This window comes from Burkholderia sp. Bp8991 (assembly GCF_003853795.1).
Taxonomy (GTDB): Bacteria; Pseudomonadota; Gammaproteobacteria; order Burkholderiales; family Burkholderiaceae; genus Burkholderia.
The window spans coordinates 57,074-80,998 of the sequence record NZ_QTQJ01000031.1; the positions used below are offsets into that span (position 1 = coordinate 57,074).

22 protein-coding genes are annotated in these 23,925 nt (G+C 67.8%); 8 read left to right on the forward strand and 14 right to left on the reverse strand.

The window, feature by feature from the left end; all coding sequences use genetic code 11:
• Positions 1 to 41: 41 nt before the first annotated feature.
• From DIE02_RS28055 to DIE02_RS28065, 3 genes are all read right to left on the reverse strand, one after another.
• Complete coding sequence (locus DIE02_RS28055) at positions 42 to 365, reverse strand: helix-turn-helix domain-containing protein (protein WP_039319579.1); 324 nt, start codon at positions 363 to 365, stop codon at positions 42 to 44.
• Positions 362 to 724 carry a type II toxin-antitoxin system RelE/ParE family toxin gene (locus DIE02_RS28060; protein ID WP_044846435.1) on the reverse strand — a complete coding sequence of 121 codons (363 nt, stop codon included), beginning with the start codon at positions 722 to 724 and terminating at the stop codon, positions 362 to 364. Before DIE02_RS28060 ends, DIE02_RS28055 begins: the two co-directional genes overlap by 4 nt.
• Before the next feature lie 324 nt (positions 725 to 1,048).
• Positions 1,049 to 1,303 (reverse strand): hypothetical protein, encoded by a 255-nt coding sequence (locus DIE02_RS28065; protein WP_124487184.1) that lies wholly within the window; start codon positions 1,301 to 1,303, stop codon positions 1,049 to 1,051.
• A 148-nt stretch (positions 1,304 to 1,451) separates the two neighbouring features.
• Here DIE02_RS28065 and DIE02_RS28070 point away from each other — a divergent pair, with 148 nt between their 5' ends.
• From DIE02_RS28070 to mctP, 3 genes are all read left to right on the forward strand, one after another.
• Positions 1,452 to 2,369: a spermidine synthase gene (locus tag DIE02_RS28070; protein WP_124487185.1), complete on the forward strand. Its 918-nt coding sequence runs from the start codon at positions 1,452 to 1,454 to the stop codon at positions 2,367 to 2,369.
• Between the two features lie 198 nt (positions 2,370 to 2,567).
• Positions 2,568 to 2,810 (forward strand): DUF3311 domain-containing protein, encoded by a 243-nt coding sequence (locus tag DIE02_RS28075; protein ID WP_011657556.1) that lies wholly within the window; start codon positions 2,568 to 2,570, stop codon positions 2,808 to 2,810.
• Complete coding sequence (gene mctP, locus DIE02_RS28080; RefSeq protein ID WP_044846438.1) at positions 2,807 to 4,357, forward strand: monocarboxylate uptake permease MctP; 1,551 nt, start codon at positions 2,807 to 2,809, stop codon at positions 4,355 to 4,357. The genes DIE02_RS28075 and mctP overlap by 4 nt, the downstream gene beginning before the upstream one ends.
• Positions 4,358 to 4,447: 90 nt before the next feature.
• Here the strand turns inward: mctP and DIE02_RS28085 are convergent, their stop codons facing one another.
• From DIE02_RS28085 to DIE02_RS28105, 5 genes are all read right to left on the reverse strand, one after another.
• On the reverse strand, positions 4,448 to 4,903 hold the full coding sequence (locus DIE02_RS28085; RefSeq protein ID WP_124487186.1) for a VOC family protein: 456 nt from the start codon (positions 4,901 to 4,903) through the stop codon (positions 4,448 to 4,450).
• Positions 4,904 to 5,153: 250 nt separating this feature from the next.
• The gene (tal, locus tag DIE02_RS28090; protein ID WP_044846440.1) at positions 5,154 to 6,107 is read right to left on the reverse strand and encodes a transaldolase; all 954 of its coding nucleotides are present in this window, start codon (positions 6,105 to 6,107) and stop codon (positions 5,154 to 5,156) included.
• A gap of 168 nt (positions 6,108 to 6,275) precedes the next feature.
• Positions 6,276 to 7,487, reverse strand: coding sequence for a benzoate/H(+) symporter BenE family transporter (locus DIE02_RS28095; protein WP_044846441.1), 1,212 nt, complete (start codon positions 7,485 to 7,487; stop codon positions 6,276 to 6,278).
• 56 nt (positions 7,488 to 7,543) lie between these two features.
• On the reverse strand, positions 7,544 to 8,719 hold the full coding sequence (locus tag DIE02_RS28100; RefSeq protein ID WP_124487187.1) for a VWA domain-containing protein: 1,176 nt from the start codon (positions 8,717 to 8,719) through the stop codon (positions 7,544 to 7,546).
• Between the two features lie 21 nt (positions 8,720 to 8,740).
• Entirely contained in the window at positions 8,741 to 9,583 is an 843-nt protein-coding gene (locus DIE02_RS28105) for a MoxR family ATPase (RefSeq protein WP_124487188.1), read from the reverse strand.
• Between the two features lie 244 nt (positions 9,584 to 9,827).
• Here DIE02_RS28105 and DIE02_RS28110 point away from each other — a divergent pair, with 244 nt between their 5' ends.
• Both DIE02_RS28110 and DIE02_RS28115 read left to right on the forward strand, forming a co-directional pair.
• Positions 9,828 to 10,187, forward strand: a complete 360-nt coding sequence (locus tag DIE02_RS28110) for a c-type cytochrome (protein ID WP_011352793.1) — start codon at positions 9,828 to 9,830, stop codon at positions 10,185 to 10,187.
• A gap of 40 nt (positions 10,188 to 10,227) precedes the next feature.
• Positions 10,228 to 10,587 carry a cytochrome c gene (locus DIE02_RS28115; protein ID WP_044846444.1) on the forward strand — a complete coding sequence of 120 codons (360 nt, stop codon included), beginning with the start codon at positions 10,228 to 10,230 and terminating at the stop codon, positions 10,585 to 10,587.
• A 72-nt stretch (positions 10,588 to 10,659) separates the two neighbouring features.
• On the opposite strand, the gene DIE02_RS28120 is transcribed toward DIE02_RS28115, so the two are convergent.
• The gene (locus DIE02_RS28120; protein ID WP_374692714.1) at positions 10,660 to 11,127 is read right to left on the reverse strand and encodes a DUF1841 family protein; all 468 of its coding nucleotides are present in this window, start codon (positions 11,125 to 11,127) and stop codon (positions 10,660 to 10,662) included.
• A 206-nt stretch (positions 11,128 to 11,333) separates the two neighbouring features.
• Between DIE02_RS28120 and DIE02_RS28125 the strand changes: the two genes are divergently transcribed.
• The gene (locus tag DIE02_RS28125; protein ID WP_124487189.1) at positions 11,334 to 12,263 is read left to right on the forward strand and encodes a DMT family transporter; all 930 of its coding nucleotides are present in this window, start codon (positions 11,334 to 11,336) and stop codon (positions 12,261 to 12,263) included.
• Positions 12,264 to 12,375: 112 nt separating this feature from the next.
• Here DIE02_RS28125 and nth read toward each other — a convergent pair whose 3' ends face one another.
• Both nth and rsxB read right to left on the reverse strand, forming a co-directional pair.
• Positions 12,376 to 13,020, reverse strand: a complete 645-nt coding sequence (gene nth / locus DIE02_RS28130) for an endonuclease III (RefSeq protein ID WP_124487190.1) — start codon at positions 13,018 to 13,020, stop codon at positions 12,376 to 12,378.
• Entirely contained in the window at positions 13,017 to 14,018 is a 1,002-nt protein-coding gene (rsxB, locus tag DIE02_RS28135; protein WP_124487191.1) for an electron transport complex subunit RsxB, read from the reverse strand. Before rsxB ends, nth begins: the two co-directional genes overlap by 4 nt.
• Positions 14,019 to 14,180: 162 nt before the next feature.
• On the opposite strand from rsxB, the gene DIE02_RS28140 reads away from it, so the two are divergent.
• Positions 14,181 to 14,813 (forward strand): TetR family transcriptional regulator, encoded by a 633-nt coding sequence (locus DIE02_RS28140; protein ID WP_044849194.1) that lies wholly within the window; start codon positions 14,181 to 14,183, stop codon positions 14,811 to 14,813.
• Between the two features lie 138 nt (positions 14,814 to 14,951).
• On the opposite strand, the gene DIE02_RS28145 is transcribed toward DIE02_RS28140, so the two are convergent.
• Both DIE02_RS28145 and DIE02_RS28155 read right to left on the reverse strand, forming a co-directional pair.
• On the reverse strand, positions 14,952 to 16,439 hold the full coding sequence (locus tag DIE02_RS28145; RefSeq protein WP_124487192.1) for a polyhydroxyalkanoate depolymerase: 1,488 nt from the start codon (positions 16,437 to 16,439) through the stop codon (positions 14,952 to 14,954).
• Between the two features lie 208 nt (positions 16,440 to 16,647).
• Positions 16,648 to 18,477 carry a glycoside hydrolase family 15 protein gene (locus DIE02_RS28155; RefSeq protein WP_044849192.1) on the reverse strand — a complete coding sequence of 610 codons (1,830 nt, stop codon included), beginning with the start codon at positions 18,475 to 18,477 and terminating at the stop codon, positions 16,648 to 16,650.
• A gap of 166 nt (positions 18,478 to 18,643) precedes the next feature.
• On the opposite strand from DIE02_RS28155, the gene DIE02_RS28165 reads away from it, so the two are divergent.
• Positions 18,644 to 19,891: a lactonase family protein gene (locus DIE02_RS28165; RefSeq protein WP_124487193.1), complete on the forward strand. Its 1,248-nt coding sequence runs from the start codon at positions 18,644 to 18,646 to the stop codon at positions 19,889 to 19,891.
• A 110-nt stretch (positions 19,892 to 20,001) separates the two neighbouring features.
• Here the strand turns inward: DIE02_RS28165 and DIE02_RS36170 are convergent.
• Positions 20,002 to 23,925: DNA translocase FtsK (locus DIE02_RS36170; RefSeq protein ID WP_124529930.1), on the reverse strand; the 3,924-nt coding region annotated here is incomplete at its 5' end.

The window sequence follows — 23,925 nt, forward strand, 5'->3', positions numbered from 1 at the left end:
TCGCTCGCCCTGCAATCCGGAACATCGGCACGACGTTGCCGTCAGGCGGCGAATACGACTTCGATGTGCCCTTCGACTTCGGACTGACGGTCAGGCCCGACGACGATCTGCACGTCGCGTCCGAGCTTCGCCAGACATTCGAGCATCTTCGTTTCGCTCACGCCGCGAAACTGCCCGCGCAGCATGTTCGACAGCTTCGGCTGCGTCATGCCGAGCAACCGGGCCGCCTGCTGCTGCGTCCATTTGCGTGCCTTGATGATCTCCGCGATCTTGGCGGCGAGTTGAGCCTTCACGCGCATTTCGTCGGCATCGCGCATGCCCAGATCAGCGTAGACGTTCCCGCTGCCCGGTTCGATTTCGATCATCGTCTTGCTCCTTGTGCGTGTGCTTCGGCTGCTTTCAGGCGTGCGCGGACGAGATCGCCGTCCGGCTTCGGCGTCGCGATGCCGCACGATGATTTCTTCTGGAAGCAGTGCAGCACGTAGACGCTGCTCCCGAGCTTCACCGTGTAGACGGCGCGGTACGTGCCGTTGTCTTCCGATTCCACGATCTCGAGCACGCCGGCCGATCCGAACCCTCGCAACGGTTTCGCCTGCTCGTGCTTGCGTCCGGTCTGCGCCAGATAGAGCGCATAACCGAACGTGTCCTGCACGGCTTCGGGCATCGCTTTGAGGTCCTTGCGCGCCGAGCCGAGCCAATACAGCGGTTTGATGTACGGATCCATCGATGAATTTATCCCTATTTGGGTATATTTTCAAGGTGCGCGCAGGAACCCGGTGCGACCGTTCGCATGCGGTGTGAGGGCGGGGCAGGCTGGAGGTGAACGCCGACGGGCGATGCCGGCGGCACCGCGGTGCGTGTTGACGAAGGCGAGCGCGCGCGTGATCTTCCGGCCGATGGCCGTTCCTTCACATCTTTGCGTCGCGGGGGACCGGGGCAATTCAGCCGTTCGACAGAGGGCGATCGATTTGGGGCGATGACAGCGGGAAGCGGGTTGTTCGTTGCCGAAGAACGGCGATCGTACGTGCGTGCGTGTCGCGCCGGACGATCAATCGTCCTTGCCCCATCGCCACCCGGGCTTCTCGCCCTTGAGCCAGCAAACGGCAGTCAGCAGCGCGACCAGTACCACGATGCAGGCACCGTATGCGATCGGCGATTGGTGCGGCGGCACCAGCCACGCGCTCGCGATGATCCCGGTCGCGAACAGCAGCAGCACGACCCAACCTTGCCATGCGACAGGCAAACCCCATCCCCAGCCGTTGCGCTTCGCGGGAAACCAGATCTTCTTGCCGTTCGAGGTCATGCGTCCTCCTTCGATCAATGAACGCGGCGTAGCGCCAACGGCGCGGTGAAGTCGAAGTCGTGCATCACCAGGCGTTCGGTACGGTTCCCACCGCCACCAATGCTATCCTCTCGTCCGCTCATCCAGCGTCACCCAGCGAGATTCAATCATGACCCGACTGATCAAGCGCGCGTCCGCCGAGGCGCGCGCGTTCAAAAAACGCAAGCCGTCCGCCTACAACGGCTCCGAACAGCTCCAGCCGCCGCGCGTGAAGCGCCGCCCGGAGATCGACGAACACGACGACGTGCCCGTCCTCGACGCACCGCGCAAGCCGCGCTTCGCGCCCGTCACGTTCTCGGAAGAGCGCGGCGTGCGCTTCCTGCACTTCGGTACCGAATGGGTGCAGGGCGCGATGCGGATTTCGAAGCCGCTCGCCATCGAGCTCGAATACGCGCAGCAGATGATGGCGTGGCTGCTGTTCCTCGAAACGCCCGAGCGGATCGTCCAGCTCGGGCTCGGCACCGGCGCGCTGACGAAGTTCTCGCACCGCTTCCTGCCGCACGCGAAGGTCGAGGCCGTCGAACTGAACCCGGCCGTGATCGTCGCCGCACGCACGATGTTCGCGCTGCCGCCCGACGACGCACGCCTCGTCGTGCACGAAGCCGACGCGTGGGACTTCGTCAACGATCCGGCCAACCGCGGCACGACGGGCGCACTGCAGATCGACCTGTACGACGCGACCGCACGCGGCCCGGTGCTCGACAGCGTCGCGTTCTATCGCGCGGTGCGCGGCTGCCTCGCCGACGCGGGCATCGCGACGATCAACCTGTTCGGCGACCATCCGAGCTTCGTGCGCAACATGAAGCACCTGAACGCGGCGTTCGACCATCGCGTGATCGCGCTGCCCGAAGTGCACGACGGCAACCGGATCGCGATCGCGTTCTCGGGCCCCGCGCTCGACGTGTCGTTCGCGCAGCTGGAAGCCCGCGCGAAACTGATCGAGGACACGCTGAAGCTGCCCGCGCGCAAGTGGGTGAAAGCTTTGAAAGAAACGATCGGCGCACGCGAATCCTCGTTCGCGATCTGACGCTCATGCGCCGGCCGCATGCCGGTGCAACCGCATGACTGGGGGCGGATCACCTCGGGTTCGCCCCCGCTTGACCGCGCGTTCGCGGCTCCTATACTGGCGCGAAGCCAGGGGAGCCGCAGCTTACCCGTTTTGCCGCTCCTCTCGCCGCCGCACCCGCTTGACAAGATCGATAACCGGGAAAGATGAGGAGACGTCATGGCTCACGATGCCGACGCCAATCGGGCCGCCAAGCGCTGGCTCTGGCTGCTGGTACTACCGCTGATCGCGATGGTGTGGGTACCGTCGTACAGCAAGATCGAACCGCAATGGTTCGGATTTCCGTTCTTCTACTGGTACCAGCTCCTTTGGGTCTTCATTAGCGCGGTGATTACCGCGTTCGTCTATTTCAAGACCAAGAACGCGTGGAAGGCGAGCGGCCCGCAGGGAGGTGCGCGATGAATCTCGGCGCGACCTTCGTTTTCGTGCTCCTGTTCATCGGTGTCACGATCATCGGTTTCCTGGCCGCCAACTGGCGGCGCGGCGATCTCGCCCATCTCGACGAATGGGGCCTCGGCGGCCGCCGCTTCGGCACGATCGTCACGTGGTTCCTGCTCGGCGGCGACCTCTACACGGCCTATACGTTCGTCGCGGTGCCCGCGCTCGTGTTCGGCGCCGGCGCGATGGGCTTCTTCGCGCTGCCGTACACGATCCTGATCTACCCGTTCGCGTTCGTCGTGTTCCCGAAGCTGTGGAGCATCGCGAAGCGTCACGGCTACGTGACGGCCGCCGACTTCGTGAACGCACGCTACGGCAGCCGGATGCTCGCGCTCGCGATCGCGGTGACGGGCATCCTCGCGACGATGCCCTACATCGCGCTGCAGCTCGTCGGCATCGAAGTCGTGATCGGCGCGCTCGGCTTCGACACGACGGGCTTCGTCGGCGACCTGCCGCTGATCATCGCGTTCGCGATCCTCGCCGCGTACACGTACACGTCGGGGCTGCGCGCGCCCGCGATGATCGCGATCGTGAAGGACATCCTGATCTACATCACGATCGCCGCGGCGGTCATCGTGATCCCGGCGAAGCTCGGCGGCTTCGGCCACATCTTCGCGAGCGTGCCGCCCGCGAAGCTGCTGCTGAAGGCGCCGGACGCGGCGAGCCTGAACGGCTACAGCGCGTACGTGACGCTCGCGATCGGCTCGGCGCTCGCGCTGTTCCTGTATCCGCACTCGGTCACGGCGATCCTGTCGTCGTCGTCCGGCAACTCGATCCGCCGCAACATGGCGATGCTGCCCGCGTACTCGTTCGTGCTCGGCCTGCTCGCGCTGCTCGGCTACATGGCGCTTGCAGCGGGCGTGAAGGACATGCCGCAGTACGCGCCGTACTTCAAGGCGTTCGGCCCGAACTTCGCGGTGCCCGCGCTGTTCCTCGAGTATTTCCCGTCGTGGTTCGTCGGCGTCGCGTTCGCGGCGATCGGCATCGGCGCGCTGGTGCCGGCGGCGATCATGTCGATCGCGGCCGCGAACCTCTATACGCGCAACATCCACCGCGAGTTCATCAACCGCGACATGACGCACGACCAGGAGACGCACGTCGCGAAGCTCACGTCGCTGATCGTGAAGGTCGGCGCGGTCGCGTTCATCCTCGGGCTGCCGCTCACCTATGCGATCCAGCTGCAGCTGCTCGGCGGGATCTGGATCATCCAGACGCTGCCCGCGATCGTGCTCGGCCTTTACACGCGGCTGCTCGACCATCGCGGCCTGCTGGCCGGCTGGGCGGCAGGCATCGTGTGCGGCACGTGGATGGCGGTGTCGCTGAAGCTCGCGAGCTCGATCTTCACGATCCACCTGTTCGGCCTCGCGATTCCCGGCTACGCGGCCGTGTGGTCGCTGGTCGTGAACCTGGTGGTGGCGGTGGCGGTGAGCGTGCTGGTGCGCGCGATGGGCATGGCGCATGCGGAGGATCGCACGCGGCCGGAGGACTATCTCGACGTCGTCGAGGGTTGATGCGGGCGGCGCGGCCGCATGTCGCGGGCCGCGCATCGCGCAGCGGCAACGACGCCCGTCACTGCGAAGTGGCGGGCGTTTTCGCGGGTGTCAGCCCTGCGCGCGTTTCACGAGATCCTCGCGTTGCGACAGGTCTTCGACGTTGACCATCCAGTGCACGCCGAAACGGTCCTTCGCCATCCCGAAGCCGAGCGCCCAGAATGTCTTGCCGAACGGCATCGTCACTTCGCCGCCGTCGGCGAGCGCATTGAACAACTTCTGGCCTTCCTCGACCGTCGCCGGGTTCAGCGACAGCGAATAGCCGGCATGCGCGGCGCCGGCCGGCTGGCTGCAGTCGCCGTCCGAGCACATGATCATCGAGTCGCCGATCGTGAAGCTCGCATGCATCACCTTGTCGGCCATCTCGGGCGTGATCGCGTGTTCGGGATTCGGCGGCGCATCCTTGAAGCGCATCTTGAACATCGTCTTCGCGCCGAGCGCCTTTTCGTAGAACTGAAGGGCCTCTTCCGCGCGGCCGTAGAACGTCAGATACGGTTGGACTTGCATCGTTGTCTCCTGTTGACCGGGCCGGCGTGTCGGTGCCGGCGCGGGTACTTCCAAGATTGACCGGGAAGAGCACGCCGGGATGCGGCCGGCGCACTCGTGACGTGGATTGTAGTGCGCGCGTCTGACGATGGAATGAAAAATAAAAACGGCCGCGAACACGCGGTTCGCGGCCGTTCGTCACGCTGCTGACGGCTGTTGTCAGGGTTGCTGACAGTTCAACTGCCGGCCGTCACGTCAGGTGCGGCGTGGTTCAGCGCAGCCCGTCGATCAGCTTTTCGAGCTTCACCGCATCGGCGGCGAACACGCGGATGCCTTCGGACAGCTTTTCGGTCGCCATCGCTTCGTCGTTCAGCTGGAAGCGGAACGACGCCTCGTCGATCGCGACGCGCTCGGTCGGCTTGTCCTGCAGCGCGTCCGGCGACAGCTTGCGCGCCACCGTTTCGGTGCTGTCGTGCAGCTTCTGCAGCAAATCGGGGCTGATCGTCAGCAGGTCGCAGCCCGCGAGCTCGGTGATCTGGCTCGTCGTGCGGAAGCTCGCGCCCATCACTTCGGTGTTGTAGCCGAACGTCTTGTAGTAGGTGTAGATGCGGCGCACCGACTGCACGCCCGGATCGTTCGCACCGCCGTTCTTCGCTTCATCCCAGTCGGCGCCGGCCTGCTTCTTGTACCAGTCGTAGATGCGGCCGACGAACGGCGAGATCAGTTGCGCGCCGGCTTCCGCGCACGCGGCGGCCTGCACGAGCGAGAAAAGCAGGGTCATGTTGCACTTGATCCCTTCCTTCTGCAGCACCTCGGCCGCGCGAATGCCTTCCCACGTCGACGCGAGCTTGATCAGGATGCGCTCGCGGCCGACGCCGGCGGCCTCGTACAGTGCGATGAGTTCGCGACCCTTGTCGATCGAGCGCTGCGTGTCGAACGACAGGCGCGCATCGACCTCGGTCGACACGCGGCCCGGAATCAGCTTCAGGATCTCGGTGCCGAATGCGATCAGCAGGCGGTCGATGATGAAATCGGTGCTTTCGTTGCGATGATCGCGGACGGTTTTCTCGAGGATCGGCTTGTACGCGTCCTTCTGGACGGCCTTCAGGATCAGCGACGGGTTCGTGGTCGCATCCTGCGGCTTGTATTGCGCAAGCTGCTGGAAATCGCCCGTGTCGGCGACGACGGTCGTGTACTGCTTCAGCTGGTCGAGTGCGGTAGTCATGGCGATTCGGAAGAAGGGCGCGGCGCGCCGGGTTCTCACGGGCCGCGCGAGCGCGGCGGCGAAGCGAGGCGGCGCCGGGCGCCGCCTTCGATCCATCATTTTAGGCCCGATTCGTGTCGGGCACGTTTTGGCGGGTCCGGCGCCTGCCGTGGCGGGCGTCGCGCCGCATCACGCGGGGCGACGCGCGTTCAGGATCACCTGCGTGACGATCCCCGCGACGAGGCCCCAGAACGCCGAGCCGATCGACAACAGCGTCAGACCCGACGCGGTGACCATGAACGTGACGAGCGCGGCTTCGCGCTGCTTCACGTCCTGCATCGCGTTCGCGAGCCCGCTCATGATCGAGCCGAACAGCGCGAGCGCGGCGACCGACACGACGAGCGCCTTCGGCAGTGCCGCGAACAGCGCGGCGATCGTCGCGCCGAAGATCCCGGCGATCAGGTAGAACGTGCCGCACCACACGGCGGCCGTGTAGCGCTTCGCGTGATCCTCGTGCGCTTCGGGGCCCGTGCAGATCGCCGCGGTGATCGCCGCGAGGTTCACGCCGTGCGAGCCGAACGGCGCGAGCAGCAGCGACGCGAGGCCGGTGGACGCGATCAGCGGCGACGACGGGGTCGAATAGCCGTCCGCGCGCAGCACCGCGATGCCCGGCACGTTCTGCGACGCCATCGCGACGACGAACAGCGGAATGCCGATGCTGACGATCGACGCGATCGAGAACGCGGGCATCGTGAACACGGGTTGCGCGAGCGCGATGTGGAAGCGGCTGAAGTCGAGCAGCCCGAGGCCGCCGGCCGCCACGGTGCCGACGAGCAGCGTCGTGACGATCGCGTAGCGCGGCGCGAGCCGCTTGACGATCAGGTAGGTGAAGAACATCGCGAGCACGAGCGCGGTCTGGAACTGCGCGGCGCGGAAGATCTCGATGCCGATCTCGAACAGGATGCCCGCGAGCAGGGCGGCAGCGATGCCGGCCGGAATGCGCCGCATCAGCGTGTCGAACAGCCCGCTCAGGCCGACCGCGGTCAGCAGCAGTGCGCACACGACGAACGCGCCGATGGCTTCGGGATACGGTACGCCGGGCAGCGACGCGATCAGCAGCGCGGCGCCGGGCGTCGACCACGCGACCACGACGGGCGCGCGAAAGCGCAGCGACAGGCCGATCGTCGTCAGCGCCATGCCGATCGACAGCGCCCAGATCCACGACGAGATCTGCGCGTCGGTCAGGTGCGCGGCGCGGCCGGCCTGGAACATCAGCACGAGCGAGCTCGTGTAGCCCGTCATCATCGCGACGAAGCCGGCGACGAGCGCCGAGACGGACGTATCGGTGAAAAAGCGGCGGCCGCCGGCGCGGCCAGCGCTCGCGGTGGGCGAAGGGTTCATGCTATCTCCGGGGGAGGCCGCCTGGACGCGGCCTTCGTGTCTGCAGGGTGGGTTCGTTACTTGCTGAGTGCGCGCATCGCGGTTTCGAGGCCCGCGAGCGTGAGCGGGTACATGCGCTGACCGAGCACGTCGCGAATGATCGAGACCGATTGCCGGTATTCCCATAGCCGCTCGGGCTCCGGGTTCAGCCATGCATGGTGGGGGAACTGGTCGGCGAGGCGGCGCAGCCAGACGGCGCCGGCTTCCGGATTGTTGTATTCGACCGAGCCGCCGGGCTGCAGCACCTCGTACGGGCTCATCGTCGCGTCGCCGACGAAGATCAGCTTGTAGTCGGGCGTGAACTTGTGCAGCACGTCCCACGTCGCGGTGCGCTCCGCGTGACGGCGGCGGTTGTTCTTCCACAGGTGGTCGTACACGCAGTTGTGGAAGTAGTAGAACTCCAGGTGCTTGAACTCGGCCTTCGCGGCCGAGAACAGCTCTTCGGTGCGCTTGATGTGGTCGTCCATCGAGCCGCCGACGTCGAGCAGCATCAGCACCTTCACGTTGTTGTGACGCTCGGGCACCATCCGCAGGTCGAGCCAGCCGGCGTTCGCGGCCGTGCTGCGGATCGTGCCGGGCAGGTCGAGCTCCTCGGCCGCGCCTTCGCGCGCGAAGCGGCGCAGGCGCCGCAGCGCGACCTTGATGTTGCGCGTGCCGATCTCGACGGAATCGTCGTAGTCGCGATAGGCGCGCGCTTCCCACACCTTGACCGCGGTGCGGTTGCCGTTCGACGGGCCGCCGATGCGCATGCCTTCTGGGTTGTAGCCGCCGTGCCCGAACGGCGACGTGCCGCCGGTGCCGATCCACTTGTTGCCGCCTTCGTGGCGTTCCTTCTGCTCGTCGAGCAGTTCCTTCAGGCGCTCCATCAGCATGTCGAGGCCGCCCATCGCTTCGATCTGCGCCTTGTCCTCCGGCGACAGCTCGCGCTGGAGGCGTTTCTCGAGCCAGTCGAGCGGAACGTCGAACGCCTCGGAAGGCAGGGCGGACACGCCGTGGAAATACGCGCCGAACGCCTGGTCGAACTTGTCGAAGTACTGCTCGTCCTTGACGAGCGTCATCCGCGCGAGGAAGTAGAACGCGTCGATCGACGGCGAGATCAGCCCGGCCTTCAGCGATTCGAGCAGCGTCAGGTATTCCTTCACCGAGACGGGCAGCTTGGCTGCGCGCAGCGCGTAGAAGAAATTGAGCAGCATGGCCGGGCCTTCGCGGGTGGGTTACCGGTTGTGCCGGTTCATGTAGACGAGCCGCTCGAGCAGGCTCAGATCCTGCTCGTTCTTCAGCAGCGCGCCCGCGAGCGGCGGCACGATCTGCTTCGCGTCGACGCCGCGCAGCGCGTCGGCCGGGATGTTCTCGGCGAGCAGCAGCTTCAGCCAGTCGAGCAGCTCGGACGTCGACGGCTTCTTCTTCAGCCCCGACACGGCGCGCAGCTCGAAGAAGCTCTCGAGCGCCGCGCGCAGCAGTTCCTCGCGGATGTCCGGGAAGTGGACCGCGACGATCTGCTGCATCGTCGACGGATCGGGAAACTGGATGTAGTGGAAGAAGCAGCGGCGCAGGAATGCGTCGGGCAGCTCCTTCTCGTTGTTCGACGTGATGATCACGAGCGGGCGGTGCTTCGCGCGCACGGTCTCGCGCGTCTCGTACACGTGGAATTCCATCCGGTCGAGCTCGCGCAGCAGGTCGTTCGGGAATTCGATGTCGGCCTTGTCGATCTCGTCGATCAGCAGCACGCTCGGGTGCTCGGCGTCGAACGCCTGCCACAGCACGCCCTTCACGATGTAGTTCGCGATGTCCTTCACGCGCGCGTCGCCGAGCTGCGAGTCGCGCAGCCGCGACACGGCGTCGTATTCGTACAGGCCCTGCTGCGCCTTCGTCGTCGACTTGATGTGCCACTGCAGCAGCGGCATGTCGAGCGCGGCCGCCACTTCCTCGGCGAGCATGGTCTTGCCGGTGCCGGGCTCGCCCTTGATCAGCAGCGGGCGCTGCAGCGTCAGCGCGGCATTGACCGCGAGCTTCAGGTCGTCGGTGGCGACGTAGTGCGAGGATCCTTCGAAACGCATGGCGGCGCTCTTTCCTGGTCGCAAAAAAACCCAGTATAAGTCAGAAGGGCTGTCCGGTTGGGCCGGGGCCGCGTATCGTTGCGGGGCTGCGGCGGGGCGGACCGGGGCGCCGTATGGACGCATTCCCCGCCGACGCGGTACAATCTGGCCGTTTTTTTTGGCCTGCGTGGCGACCGACAAGCAAAACGGCGCGGGCCGTTGCCGCTTCGGCGCCAGTTTCCCCTCAAGCTAGGTTACAAGAGCTATGAACAAATTCGTCGGCAAACACGTCGTTGTCGCAGCGCTCGTGGCGCTCGCGGGCAGCGCGCAGGCGGCCGGTGTGGTCGGCAACCCGAAGGACGGGGCAAGCAAGGCCGCCATGTGTATCGGTTGCCACGGCATCCAGGATTACCGCGCGGCGTATCCGGAGGTCTACCGGGTGCCCGTCCTCGGCGGCCAGAACCAGCAATACCTCGAGAACGCGCTGAAGGCCTACCGCAAGAAAGATCGTCACTTCCCGTCGATGAACGCGATCGCCGGTTCGCTGACGGACCAGGACATCGCGGATCTGGCGGCTTACTACGCCGTCCAGAAGGCCGACACGAAGGACAATCCCTACAAGTAAAGCGCGCGCCGCCGATCTGACCGGCGGGACAGGAGCATTCATGAACAACGCATTCAAGACGGCGGCGGTTGCACTGGCGGCCGGCCTCGCGATCGGTACCGCGCATGCGGCGGACATCACGAAGGGCAAGGAGCTGGTCGAGTCGCACAACTGCGCGGCCTGCCACGGCGCGCAGCTGAACAAGCCGATCAACGCAGAATATCCGCGCCTCGCGGGCCAGCACGCCGACTACCTCGTGTGGGCGATGCGCCAGTACCAGATGGGGCTGACGAACCCGCTGCTCGGTCGCAACAACGCGATCATGCAGGCGCAGGTGCAGAACCTGTCGGTCAGCGACATGAAGGACATCGCGGCCTACATCGAGTCGCTGAAAGAGACGGATCTCGTCTTCAAGAAGTAAGCGCGCCGGACCTTGCCGGTCCGTGCAGCCGGAATACCCCGCCGCGGCGGGGTATTTTTTTGTCCGCGGCGCTCAGTCGCGCGACGCGCGGCGCAGGATGCGCTGCAGGTACGCGTCCGTATCGGGCGGCGTGCCGGTGCGCTGCGCTTCCCAGATCGTCTCGCCGAGGCACTCCATGATCATGTGCTGCGCCTCGTGGGTCGAGTCGAGCTTCGCGGCCAGCTTGTCGTGCGCGGCGCGAATGCCGGGCGGCTGGTCGATCGACAGCTGCTCGCTGATCGCGAGGTGCATCGACAGATGCAGGAACGGGTTCGTGCGGCCTTCCTCGGGCGTGTAGTTGCGCGCGGCGGCGCCGTCGGCGTCCGCGAGGTCGTCGTGGTATTCCGGATGCTCGACGATCCAGTCGGCTGCCATCGCTTCCAGCGGCGTCAGGATCTCGCCGGCGCGCTGCTTGCGCCAGGTCTCGGTGAAAAAGCGACGGACTTCGTCGCGACTCGGATTGAACATGGTGGGGAAACGTCGTGATTCGGGCGGCGTCATGCCGCGTCGCGCATTGTACGCCGGGTCGGCGCGCGGCGCTGGCGGGGCGCTTGCCGCGCGCAGCGGGCGCATCGGCACATCGGGCACATCGGGCGCGGTGCCGGTCGGTGCGGGCCGCCGCGCAACGGGTAAGCGCGGGCTAGGCTGCCGGCCGCCGCGCCGCTACACTCCGACGATTCCCGTCGTCGCGCTCGCACCGCTCCATCATGTCCGCCACCGTCCGCTCATCGTCCGCCGCGCTACAGGGCGCGCTCTATGTCGCGTTGTCTGCCGCCGCCTTCGGCGCGATGGCGATCTTCGGCCGCTATGCGTATGCGGCCGGCGTCGACGTGCTCGGGCTGCTGATCGTGCGCTTCGCGATCGGCGGCGCGATCCTTGCCGCGATCGCGCGGCACCGCCGCGTCGCATGGCCGCGCGGCCGCACGCTCGCGCCGCTCGTGGCGATGGGGGCGCTCGGCTACGTCGGGCAGTCGTTCTGCTATTTCAGTGCGCTCCAGCATGCGCAGGCGAGCCTCGTCGCATTGCTGCTGTACCTGTATCCGGCCTTTGTCACGCTGCTGGCCGCATGGTGGCTCGGCGAGCGCCTCACGCGCGCGAAGGCGGTCGCGCTCGTGCTCTGCGTCGCGGGCTCCGCGCTGATGGTCGGCGGCGGCCACGGCGAGCCGCTCGGCATCGCGCTCGCGCTGGCCGCCGCGGTGATCTATTCGCTGTACATCGTCGGCGGCACGAAGGCGACGCGCGGCGTCGATCCGCTCGCGACGACCGCCGTCATCTGCCTGTCGGCGACCGCGACGCTCGTCGCGATCGCGATCGTGCGGACCGCGGCGTTCGGTGCGCCGCCGCGCTGGCCGGCGACGGCTGCCGGCTGGGCGTCGATGCTTGCGATCGCCTTGGTGTCGACGGTCGCCGCGATGCTCGCGTTCTTCGCCGGGCTCGAGCGGCTGGGGGCCGCGCGCACGTCGATGCTGTCGACGCTCGAGCCGGTCGTGACGGTCGCGCTCGCGGCGCTGCTGTTCGGCGAGGCGCTGTCGCCGTTGCAGTGGATCGGCGGCGTCGCGATCCTCGCGGCCGTGCTCGCGCTCGTGCGCGCGGGCGGCGCGGCGGCCGACGACGCGACGGCGACGTCCAACGCATAGCAGGGCAGGGACAAGCCGCGGGCGCCGCAATGGCGTCCGCTGGTCGTGCCGCGCGCACGAGCGCACGAGCGGCACGAGCGGCCGCGTGCAGTGCGTCAGCCGCGGCTGACGCTCACTCGTTCGGCGGCGGCGTCTTCGGCCGGAATTCGCACAGCGGCTCGATCACGCAGTGCCAGCATTCGGGCTTGCGCGCCTTGCACACATAGCGTCCGTGCAGGATCAGCCAGTGATGCGCGTCCTGCAGGAATTCCTTCGGCGTGAACTTCTCGAGCGCGGCCTCCACGGCCCGCACGTCCTTGCCCGGCGCGAGCCCCGTGCGGTTCGCGACGCGGAAGATGTGCGTGTCGACCGCGATCGTCGGCTGGCCGAACGCAGTGTTCAGCACGACGTTCGCGGTCTTGCGGCCGACGCCTGGCAGGCTCTCGAGCGCTTCGCGATCGGCCGGCACCTCGCCGTCGTAGCGCTCGAGCAGGATGTTGCACGTCGCGATCACGTTCTTCGCCTTGGTGCGGTACAGGCCGATCGTCTTGATGTAGTCGGCGACGCCTTCTTCACCGAGCGCGACGATTTGTCGCGGGGTGTTCGCGACCGGGAACATCTTGCGCATCGCCTTGTTGACCGACACGTCGGTCGCCTGCGCGGACAGCATCACCGCGATCAGCAACTCGAACGGCGTCGTGTATTCGAGCTCGGTGGTCGGATGCGGATTGAGGCTTTGCAGCGTTTCGTAGATCGCGCGTCGTTTCGTGGCGTTCATGGACGGTTCTTGTCGGGCGGCGCGGACGGGCCGTTCCGGTCGTCGTGATTCGGATCGTCGCGGGTGTCGCCGGCGGCCTCGGCGTCGCGCTGCGCCTGCTGTTCGGCGAGCCGCTTGCGGCGGGCTTCGGCCGCATCGATCTGCGCCTGCACGGCCGCGCTCACGCCTTCGGTGTTCTTCGGCCCGGCGCCTTGCCCGGACAGTTCTTCCTTCTTCTTGCGTGCGCGTTCGAGCGCGGCGGCGATGATCGCGCGCTTCTTCGCGTCGGCGTCGTCGGCCGGGGCAGCGCCCGGTGCGCCCGGCTGTTCCGCGGCCGGCGCAGCCTTGGCCGCGCCGGCGCCGGCGCCGGCGCTGGCCGCGCGGCGGGCGGCGGCGCGCGCCTCGGCGGCCTCGCGTTCGCGACGCTGGCGCGCGAGCCGGCGGTCGTGGCGCTCGCGCGCGGCGTCCGCCTGTTCCTGCGACCACGCGTCCCAGCCGGTGCGCTCGTCGGTCACGGGGACCATCGCGATGCAGTCGACCGGGCAGGGCGGTACGCACAGGTCGCAGCCCGTGCACAGCGATTCGACGATCGTGTGCATCTGTTTCGGTGCGCCGATGATCGCGTCGACCGGGCACGCCTGCATGCACAGCGTGCAGCCGATGCACAGGCTTTCGTCGATGAACGCGACGGCGCGCGGATGCTCGGCGCCGTTGACGGGATTCAGCGGGATCACGGGCTTGCCGAGCAGGCGCGCGAGGCGCGCGATGCCTTCGGCGCCGCCGGGCGGGCACTGGTTGTAGTTCGCGTCGCCGGCGGCGATCGCTTCGGCGTACGGACGGCAGCCGTTATAGCCGCACTTCGTGCATTGCGTCTGGGGAAGCAGATCTTCGATGCGATCCGCGAGGGTCTTGGAATCGGTCACGGTGACAACGGGCGCAGCAGCGCCGAATGGCTCTCGGCCGCGTCTGGCGCGGCCGGAAAGGTTTGCCAAACCTCGATTATCGCCGATTTCCCGCATTGCGCTGGACGCTGTCTGTGCGCATAATCGAACCGCTTTTTTGCAGGGGCTCAGCAGGAGGGCGGCCGCATGCGGCGCGCTCGTTCCAGGGCAGCCGGCGCCGAGGCGGTGGGGGTGCCGGTCCGGATCAGGATCACGCGGCTCACATAGCAAAACGCCACCATGAATCAGCCAAAAATCAAAAGAGATCCTGAAGGTACACGCCGCCGCATCCTGATGGCGGCAGCCGAAGAGTTCGCGGGTGGAGGGCTGTTCGGCGCACGCGTCGACCAGATCGCGCGCCGGGCCGAGACCAACGAGCGCATGCTCTATTACTACTTCGGCAGCAAGGAGCAGCTGTTTACGGCCGTGCTCGAACACGCGTTCTCCGCGCTGACCGAGGCCGAGCGCGTGCTCGACCTGGATGGCGTGGCGCCCGTCGAGGCCGTCACGCGGCTCGCGCATTTCGTGTGGGACTACTACCGCGATCATCCCGAGCTGCTGCGGCTCATCAACAACGAGAACCTGCACGAAGCGCGCTACCTGCACAAGTCGACGCGGATCCGCGAGATGATGTCGCCGATCGTCGCGAAGCTCGGCAACGTGCTGATGCGCGGCCAGAAAGCCGGGCTGTTCCGCAGCGACGTCGATCCGCTGCGCTTCTACGTGACGCTGTCGGGGCTCGGCTATTACATCGTGTCGAACCGCTTCACGCTCGCCGCGACGCTCGGCCGCGACTTCAGTGAAGCCGACGAGCGCGCGGAGATGGTCAGGATGAACACCGAGTTGCTGCTCGCGTATCTGCTGCGGCGCTGAGTCGACGAACCGTCGAACCGACGCGCCGATGAACCGACGCGTCGATGAATCGATGAGTCGCCGCGAGCGCGACCGCCGGATAAAAAAACGCCGCCGTGCGCAAGCACCGGCGGCGTTTTTGCGTCGGGACGCGGTGCGTCAGGCGGCCTTGCGCGCCCGCGCGGGCTTGGCGCGCGTGCTGCCTGCGCGTTTCGCGGCAGGTGCGGCCTTCGCGACGGCCGTCCTGGCGGGGGCGACCGTCACGGCCGGCGCTTTCGGGCGCGTGCGCTTCGCGGCGGTGGCGCGCGCCGTCGTTTCAGGCTGCGGCGTGGCGGCCGGCACGGCGCCGATCGTGGTCGCGTCCTGTGCATCGGGAGGCAACTTCGTCGTGCCGTTCTTCGGTTCCGGCGCATGCTCGCGGATGAAGTCGCGCAACTGCGGATAGATGATCGTGCGCCAGCGGCGGCCGGAGAAGATCCCGTAGTGACCGCACTTCTCGGCGGTCAGGCTGCGGCGGTCGTCCTGCGGGATGCCCGTGCACAGCTCATGCGCGACGTGCGTCTGGCCGCTGCCCGAGATGTCGTCGAGTTCACCCTCGATCGTCATCAGCGCGGTGTGCTTGATGTCCTGCGGACGCACGCGCTCGCCTGCGACATCCCACGTGCCTTCCGCGAGCCGGAATTCCTGGAACACGACGCGGATCGTCTCGAGGTAGTACTCGGCCGCCATGTCGAGCACCGCGTTGTACTCGTCGTAGAAGCGGCGGTGCGCCTCGGCGTCGTCCTCGTCGCCGCGCAGCAGGCTCTGGTAGAAGTCCCAGTGCGATTGCGCGTGACGTTCCGGGTTCATCGCGACGAAGCCCGTGTGCTGCAGGAAGCCCGGATACACGTGGCGGCCTTCGCCCGGATAGTTCGCGGGCACCGTGTGGATCACGTTGTTCTCGAACCACGCGGTCGAGTGTTGCGTAGCCAGCGAATTCACCGACGTCGGGCTGCGGCGCGCGTCGATCGGGCCGCCCATCATCGTCATCGTGAGCGGCGTGTCCTCGCCGCGGCTCGCCATCAGCGAGATTGCCGCGAGCACCGGCACGGTCGGCTGGCACACGGAGATCACGTGCAGGTTGCGCGCGCCGATGTGGCGGATGAATTCCTGGATGTACGCGATGTAGTCGTGCAGGTGGAACGGGCCGACCTCGACCGGCACCATCCGCGCATCGATCCAGTCGGTGATGTACACCTTGTGATCCTGCAGCAGCGTGCGCACGGTGTCGCGCAGCAGCGTCGAGTGGTGGCCCGACAGCGGCGCGCAGACCAGCACGACCGGTTCGTCCTTCAGCTGCGTGACGGCATCGGCGTCGTCCGAATAGCGCTTGAAACGCAGCAGCCGGCAGAACGGCTTCTCGATGATCGTCTGCTCGACGATCGGGATGTTGTGGCCGTCCTTGACGATCTGGTGAATGTTGAATTCGGGCTTCTCGTAATCCTTGCCGAGCCGGTACATCAGTTCGTACGCGGCGGCCATCCGCGGTGCGCCGGGCATCAGCGAGAACGGGCTGGACGGATTGGCGAACGACTTGGAGGCGGCCTGGGCCCAGGCCGTGAGCGGGCTCAGCATCGCCCGCTGGAATTCGTGCAGTTGGTAAAGCATGCAGACTACTCCCGCTTGGGGGACGGTGCGCAGGGGCGTGTGGCGTCGCGGCGTGCCGTGTGGGTCAGCGACCGGCCATGTTGCAGTGCGGCCGGACAATCGAGTCGATCATATCGGACAACGATCAATGTTGCAATGCAACATTTTTCCGATTTTTCATCAAACGTTTGCGAATTGACGATCTCTGAAGAAGCCGCTCCACCCCCGGTCAGCGCCCCGTCGCCACGGCCGGCGCCGGCTGGCCGGCCGCGCGCGCCATCGCTTCTTCGTGGTGCATCAGGTTCATCGCGGTATGCACGAGCGCCACGTGCGAGAACGCCTGCGGGAAATTGCCGACGAGCCGGCCATCGACCGGATCGTATTCCTCGGCGAGCAGCCCGAGGTCGTTCGACAGCGCGAGCAGCCGGCTGAACAGCCGGTGCGCGTCGTCGATCCGGCCGAGCAGCGCGTAGTTGTCGACCAGCCAGAAGCTGCACGCGAGGAACGTGCCTTCGCCCGGCGGCAGGCCGTCGTCGTACTCGGTCGTGCGGTAGCGCATCACGAGGCCGTCGTGCAGCAATTCCCGCTCGATCGCGTCGACCGTGCCGACGATGCGCGGGTCTTCCGGCGGCAGGAAGCCGAGCAGCGGCAGCAGCAGTACGCTCGCGTCGAGCTCGTCGCTGCCGTAGCTCTGGGCAAACGCCTGTTTGCCTTCATGCCATGCGTTGTCGCACACGTCCGCGTGGATCCGGTCGCGCAGCGCGCGCCAGCGGTCGAGCGACGCGGGCAGCCGGAACATCTCCGCCGACTTGATCGCGCGGTCGAACGCGACCCACGCCATTACCTTCGAGAACGTGAAGTGGCGGCGGCCGCCGCGCGTCTCCCAGATGCCCTCGTCGGGTTCCCGCCAGATCTTCTCGAGATGGTCGAGCAGCGAGCACTGGACGGACCACACCGTGTCGTCGGCCTGCAGGCCGCCCACGCGCGCGAGGTGCAGCGCGGCCATCACTTCGCCGAACACGTCGAGCTGGAGCTGGTTCGCGGCGCCGTTGCCGACGCGCACCGGTTTCGAATCCTGGTAGCCGGGCAGCCAGTCGAGCTCCATTTCCGGCAGCCGGCGCTCGCCCGCGATCCCGTACATGATCTGGATCTGCTCGGGCGAGCCGGCCATCACGCGGCCGAGCCACGTGCGCCACGCGCGCGCCTCGTCGTAATAGCCGCCGCGCATCAGCGCGAGCAGCGTGATCGTCGCGTCGCGCAGCCAGCAGTAGCGGTAGTCCCAGTTGCGGTTGCCGCCGATCTTCTCGGGCAGCGACGTGGTCGGCGCCGCGACGATGCCGCCGGTCGGCTCGTACGCGAGCGCCTTCAGCGTGATCAGCGAACGGCGCACGGCGGCCGCGTAGCGGCCCTGCACCTGGCAGCGGCCCGACCATTCGAGCCAGTAGTTCTCGGTGCGCGCGAGCATCGACAGCGGATCGCGCGCGGGCGGCAGCCGCAGGTGCGACGCCGCATAGCTGAGCGAAAACGGCACACGTTCGTCGGCGCTCACCGTGAATTCCGCGAGCGTATGGAGGTTCTTGCCGGTGAGCGGCACCGGCGTGCGCAGCACGACGGTATCGGGGCCGGCGATCGCCTTCATGCCGTCCTCGCGCGTCAGCTGCGTGACCCACGGGATCGAGAAACCGTAGTCGAAGCGCAACACCAGTTCCATGCGCATCTTCATCGTGCCGTGGCGGCCGACGACGATCCTCACCAGTTCGGACCAGCCGTTGCCGGGCGGCATGAAGTCGATCACGGTGACCGCGCCGTCGGCGCTTTCGTAGTCGGTTTCGAGGATCAGCGTGTCGCCGCGATAGCGGCGCGTCGTGTGCGTGATCGCGGCGTCGGCGGCCGGCGCGAGCAGCCAGCGGCCGTGCTCGGGCGTGCCGACCAGCGCCGCGAAACAGGCGCCCGAATCGAAGCGGGGCCAGCACAGCCAGTCGACGGAGCCGTCTTTCGAGATCAGCGCGGCAGTGTGGCCGTCGCCGACGAGGGCGTAGTCTTCGATCAGGGCGGGCATGGGCAAGCGGTCCTTGGATATTCGAGTTCACGATGCAGGGCTGCGGCGCCCGGGCTTCACGCGCCGGCGTCGCGCCCCGTATACTCGCCCGGGCGGCGGAGCGCATGAACGGCCGGCGTTTCGTCCTATCTCAACACTTGACGCGACTCGATGCAAGGAGGATTCAATGCCCAACCGTTTACGCGAGCGTGACGCGCGCGCTTCGACACGAGGGTTCCCGCTTAGGTTCGCTCACTGGATGAAAGGTTTCGCGCTCGTGCTTTCCTTGTCCGCGACCCACGCCTTCGCACAACAATCGCCGGCACCGGCCGACGGCGTCTACAACCTGCTCGTCGGCACCTATACGGGGCACGGCAGCGACGGGATCTACGTGTACCGCTTCGATACGAAAACGGGCAGCATCGCGCCCGTGTCGTCGGCGAAGACCGTGAATCCGTCCTACCTGTTGCCGAGCCGCGACGGTCGCACCGTCTACGCGGTCAACGAACTGCCCGGCGACAACGGGCCGGCCGCGCAGCGCGGCGGCATCAGCGCGTTCGGCTTTGATCCGAAGACGGGGGCGCTCACGTTCATCGACCGCGTGTCGTCGGAAGGGAACGATCCTTGCTATCTCGCGCTGTCACCGGACGGCAAGTACCTCGTCACGGCCAACTACTCGGTCGCGGCCGATCCGGGCGGCAGCTTTGCCGTGTTCCCGATCCGCGACGGCGGCGCGGCCGGCCCGGCCGTGCTGACGGTGCATCACGAGGGCACGGGGCCCGTGAAGGGGCGCCAGGATGGCGCGCACGTGCACTCGACGGTGTTCTCGCCCGACGGCCGCTACCTGTTCGTGCAGGACCTCGGCGCGGACAAGCTCTACGGCTACCGCTACACGGTGGACGGCAGCCGCGGGCTGATCAGCCCGACCGACACGCGCTACACGCCGGTGAAGGCCGGCTCCGGCCCGCGTCACATGGTATTCAGCGCCGACGGCCGGTTCGCGTACGTGACGAGCGAACTCAACGCGTCGGTCGAGGTGTTCGGCTACCGCGACGGCAAGCTGACGCCGGTCGAGACGCTGCCGATGACGGTGCCGGGCTTCAAGGGCAAGGTCGGCGGCGGCGCGCTCCACCTGTCGCCGGACGGCCGCTTCCTGTACGCGAGCAATCGCGGCGACGTGAACGAAATCGTGATCTACGCGGTGAACCAGGCCGACGGCCGGCTGAAGACCGTCGGGCGCCAGTCGAGCCTCGGCAGGACGCCGCGTGAATTCCTGATCGACCCGACCGGCAAGTGGCTGATCGTCGGCAACCAGGACAGCGACACGTTCTACGTGTTCAGCCGCGATGTCGAAACGGGGCAGCTCGGCGCGAATCCGCAGAAGGTCGTGGTCGGCAGCCCGGTCGACTTCAAGCTGGTGCCGGCGGCGCTGTAAATCGCCGTCCATCAAAAAAGGGCGCTGCCGAGGCAGCGCCCTTTTTCGTCCGGGCGGCCGCTTGCGCGGGGCGCCCGGATCGATCGTCGGCGGCCGTGCTGCCGCCATGCTCAGTCGGCCGCCGCCGGCACGAGCACCTCGCGGCTGCCGTTGATGCCCATCGGCGACACCAGTCCGGCCGCCTCCATCTGCTCGACGAGGCGCGCGGCGCGGTTGTAGCCGATGCGCAACTGGCGCTGCACCGACGAGATCGACGCGCGCCGCGTGCGCACGACGAACGCGACCGCTTCGTCGTACAGCGGATCGGCTTCCGCATCCGGCGCTTCGCCGAACAGGTCCTGCGTCGCACCGTCGGCGGCCGGGCCGTCGAGAATTCCTTCCTCGTACTGCGGCTCGCCGAACTGCTTCAGGTATTCGACGATCCGGTGCACTTCCTCGTCCGCGACGAACGCGCCGTGCACGCGCTGCGGGTAGCCCGTGCCCGGCGGCAGGAACAGCATGTCGCCCTGGCCGAGCAGCGATTCGGCACCCATCTGGTCGAGGATCGTGCGCGAGTCGATCTTCGACGACACCTGGAATGCGACGCGCGTCGGGATGTTCGCCTTGATGAGGCCGGTGATCACGTCGACGGACGGGCGCTGGGTCGCGAGGATCAGGTGGATGCCGGCCGCGCGCGCCTTTTGCGCGAGACGGGCGATCAGCTCCTCGATCTTCTTGCCGGCGACCATCATCAGGTCGGCCAGCTCGTCGATCACGACGACGATCAGCGGCAGCTTCGACAGCGGCTCGGGATCGTCGGGCGTCAGCGAGAACGGGTTGCCGATCTTCTTTTCCTTCGCCTCCGCGTCGCGGATCTTCTGGTTGAAGCCCGCGAGATTGCGCACGCCGACGGCCGACATCAGCCGGTAGCGTTTCTCCATTTCACCGACGCACCAGTTCAGTGCGTTCGCCGCGAGCTTCATGTCGGTGACGACCGGCGCGAGCAGGTGCGGGATGCCTTCGTAGACCGACAGCTCGAGCATCTTCGGATCGATCATGATCAGCCGCACGTCCTCGGGCGTCGCCTTGTACAGCAGCGACAGGATCATCGCGTTGATCGCGACCGACTTGCCCGAACCCGTCGTGCCGGCGACCAGCATGTGCGGCGCCTTCGCGAGATCGGTGACGACCGGGTGGCCGGTGATGTCCTTGCCCATCGCGATCGTCAGCTGCGACGCCGAATGCTGGTACTGGCGCGACTCGAGGATTTCCGACAGGCGGATCATCTGGCGTTTCGCGTTCGGCAGCTCGAGGCCCATGCAGGTCTTGCCGGGAATCGTCTCGACGACGCGGATCGACGTGAGGCCGAGGCCGCGCGACAGGTCCTTCATCAGGCCGACGATCTGGCTGCCGCGCACGCCGAGCGCGGGTTCGATCTCGAAGCGCGTGATCACCGGGCCGGCCGATGCGCCGACCACCGTCACCGGCACCTTGAACTCCTGCAGGCGCTGCTCGATGACCTGGGCCGTCTGCGCGAGGTGTTCCTCGGTGATCGTTTCGACGTCGTCGGACGCGGGCTCGAGCAGGTCGAGCGTCGGCAACTCCACGTTGAACGACGCGGGTGCGTGGAATTCGAACGCGTTCGGGCGCGGCTGGCGCGCGGGTGCGGCCGATGCGTCGGCGGCCGGGGCGCCCGATTCCGCCGGTGCCGGCGGCACGGTGGCCGCGGGAGGCGTTGCGGTCGGAAGCGGCACGGTCGTGGCGGCCGGGATCGTGATGCCGGTTGTCGTGGGCGTCGTGCCGATGTCGGACATCGACCAACTCGCCGGCGCAGCGGCGGGAGCCGGCGGGGTCGTGAACGACGGGGCCTGCGGCAGCGGTGCGGACGCGATGGATTGCGCCGGTGTCGCCGTGTCGACGGATCCGCCCGGCACGGAGTAGGTCGGCAATGCCGAGACCGACGGGGGCGCGGAAGTCGGCGACGCGGCCGGTGCCGTCGCGGCCGGGGCAGCGGCGAAGGAGGCTGGCGCGCCATTTGTCGCGGCAGGCGTGGCGCCGAACGCGGCGGGCGCGGCAACGGCGACCGTGTTCATCGGGGCGAGTGCGCCGGAAGACGGTGTCGGGGCGATGGCAGTGGCAGCGACAGGCGCGGCGCCGGTTGTCGTCTGCGTCGCTCCAGTCGTCGCGGCCGGCACACCGAATGCCGAACCGTCAGGCATGCGGGTGGTCGATGCTGCCGAAGGCGTCGCCGATGCGGTCGACGCTGCGGCCAATGCGCTGCCCGACGAGGCGAAAGACGCGGCGGCAGGCGACACCGGCGTGCGTTGCACAGGTTGCGATCCGGTTGCGCTGAAGGACGTGCCGGTCGATGCAGGCGCCGTGGCGGCTGCCACGGTCGGCGCGGATGCGAAAGGCTGCGCGGTGGCCGGGCCGGAAGCGCCCGCCGCAGACGTCAGGGCGGAAGCCGCAGCCGCTGCGTTTTGCGCGGCCGCAAAAGGTTGTGCCGTTGTCATGCCGGCAAACGCAGGCGCTGCGGCGACAGGCGTGCTGTTCGGCGTGTTCGCGGGCACCGGCGCGGCAGAACCGGATGCGCTGCCGACGGGCGACGACGCGTCAGCTGCCGAGGTCGTCTGCGCACCAGCGAAGGGCTCAGCGGACAACGGCTTCGACCATGATGCGGAGGAGGCAGCGGCGTCGACGGACGCAGGTTGCATGGCCGCGGCGGCCGGTGTCACCGTTGCCGCCGCCGCCGCCGCCGCCGCCGCCGCCGCCGCCGCCGGTGCCGGTGCCGGTGGCGTGGCGCGTTGCATGCCTGCAGGCAACGGAGCGGTTTCGCTACCGTGCTTTGCTGCCGCGTGCCAGACCGTTCCCGTCACGGCGCCGGCCGGTGCCGTGTTCGACGCGGCCGAGGCTGCCGTCGTCGCTGCTGCGACGGGCACTGCATCGGCACGCGGCTGCGTCGGCGTTGCCGCGATCGACGAAGCGGAGAGGGGAGGCGGCGTGACCGGCTGGACCGGCTTCACGACATCCTGCGTCGCGTGCGTGTGTTCTTTCGCGACGACCGATACGGCGGTATCGGCAAGCGCCGGAGCTTGCGATTGGATCTGGCCGGCAATTCCGGCGGCCGTTGCCGCATCCTTCGCATCGACGGTGCGGCCCGTGGCGCTCACGGTCGACGTGACAGCGGCCGAAGGCGTACCGACCGCTGCGCTCGCGGCCACCGACTCATCCGCGTCCGACGGTGGCGCGGCAATCGGGCTTTCATGCGGCGCGCCGAGCCTGGAAACCGGCGGGCTGACGATGTCTTCCCAAGGCGCAAAGTCGATCGGGGCATCGAATGCCGGCGCGGCTGGTGCATCGGCGCCATGCCGATGCTCGCGGTCCGCGTGACGCGTCGGCGCATCGGTTTCGACGCCGGGATCCGGCATGGCATGCCGCACGGCCTCGTCGAACACCGGAGTACCCGTATCGACAGCAGGCACGCGCACGCCCGGCTCGGCCGGCATGAACGCATCCAGCACGATCGGTGCGTCGTCGGATGGCGTCACGGCCTCGTCGAATGCCACGCCATCCGTATCGACAGCAGGCACGCGCATGCTCGGCTCCGCCGGCATGAATGCATCCAGCACGATCGGTGCGTCGTCGGACGCCGGCGCCGCTTCGTGCGCATCCCGACGCCCTGCGTCCTGGGGCGCGGCCTGGCGCGCGTCCGGAACGACCGCGGCCGGTACGGCCGTCGACGCCGACGCGGCGACGCTGCCCGCCGCTGCAACCGCGCCGGCCACGGTCGCCGCGGCGGCCGGCGCCGACGACGCGTCGGCCTGCCGCACACCGTCCAGCGTCGCCCACTGCGCGGTACTGGCTTCGATCGAGCGCAGCGTGTCGTGAACGCTCGGTGCCGGCGTGATCGGCTCCGCGGGCTGTTGCACCCACGCGTAGAGCGGCGCGCGTGCCGGGGCCGGCGGCGCGGGGCGGCGTCGTGCGGCGTCCGGCGACTGGCCGGCGGCGCCGACGCCCGTCACCGGGCGGGCGTGCGTGCGCGGCGGCGTCGCGGC

Coding starts and splice junctions, on each gene's coding strand:
- nth (WP_124487190.1), bottom strand. CDS start 13,020: ATGAACGCCACGAAACGACGCGCGATCTACGAAACGCTGCAAAGCCTC.
- DIE02_RS28055 (WP_039319579.1), bottom strand. CDS start 365: ATGATCGAAATCGAACCGGGCAGCGGGAACGTCTACGCTGATCTGGGC.
- DIE02_RS28120 (WP_374692714.1), bottom strand. CDS start 11,127: ATGACGCCGCCCGAATCACGACGTTTCCCCACCATGTTCAATCCGAGT.
- DIE02_RS28100 (WP_124487187.1), bottom strand. CDS start 8,719: ATGCTGCTCAATTTCTTCTACGCGCTGCGCGCAGCCAAGCTGCCCGTC.
- DIE02_RS28125 (WP_124487189.1), top strand. CDS start 11,334: ATGTCCGCCACCGTCCGCTCATCGTCCGCCGCGCTACAGGGCGCGCTC.
- DIE02_RS28075 (WP_011657556.1), top strand. CDS start 2,568: ATGGCTCACGATGCCGACGCCAATCGGGCCGCCAAGCGCTGGCTCTGG.
- tal (WP_044846440.1), bottom strand. CDS start 6,107: ATGACTACCGCACTCGACCAGCTGAAGCAGTACACGACCGTCGTCGCC.
- DIE02_RS28095 (WP_044846441.1), bottom strand. CDS start 7,487: ATGAACCCTTCGCCCACCGCGAGCGCTGGCCGCGCCGGCGGCCGCCGC.
- DIE02_RS28085 (WP_124487186.1), bottom strand. CDS start 4,903: ATGCAAGTCCAACCGTATCTGACGTTCTACGGCCGCGCGGAAGAGGCC.
- DIE02_RS28165 (WP_124487193.1), top strand. CDS start 18,644: ATGCCCAACCGTTTACGCGAGCGTGACGCGCGCGCTTCGACACGAGGG.
- rsxB (WP_124487191.1), bottom strand. CDS start 14,018: ATGCGGGAAATCGGCGATAATCGAGGTTTGGCAAACCTTTCCGGCCGC.
- DIE02_RS28060 (WP_044846435.1), bottom strand. CDS start 724: ATGGATCCGTACATCAAACCGCTGTATTGGCTCGGCTCGGCGCGCAAG.
- DIE02_RS28070 (WP_124487185.1), top strand. CDS start 1,452: ATGACCCGACTGATCAAGCGCGCGTCCGCCGAGGCGCGCGCGTTCAAA.
- DIE02_RS28115 (WP_044846444.1), top strand. CDS start 10,228: ATGAACAACGCATTCAAGACGGCGGCGGTTGCACTGGCGGCCGGCCTC.
- DIE02_RS28155 (WP_044849192.1), bottom strand. CDS start 18,477: ATGCCCGCCCTGATCGAAGACTACGCCCTCGTCGGCGACGGCCACACT.
- DIE02_RS28140 (WP_044849194.1), top strand. CDS start 14,181: ATGAATCAGCCAAAAATCAAAAGAGATCCTGAAGGTACACGCCGCCGC.
- DIE02_RS28105 (WP_124487188.1), bottom strand. CDS start 9,583: ATGCGTTTCGAAGGATCCTCGCACTACGTCGCCACCGACGACCTGAAG.
- DIE02_RS28145 (WP_124487192.1), bottom strand. CDS start 16,439: ATGCTTTACCAACTGCACGAATTCCAGCGGGCGATGCTGAGCCCGCTC.
- DIE02_RS28065 (WP_124487184.1), bottom strand. CDS start 1,303: ATGACCTCGAACGGCAAGAAGATCTGGTTTCCCGCGAAGCGCAACGGC.
- mctP (WP_044846438.1), top strand. CDS start 2,807: ATGAATCTCGGCGCGACCTTCGTTTTCGTGCTCCTGTTCATCGGTGTC.
- DIE02_RS28110 (WP_011352793.1), top strand. CDS start 9,828: ATGAACAAATTCGTCGGCAAACACGTCGTTGTCGCAGCGCTCGTGGCG.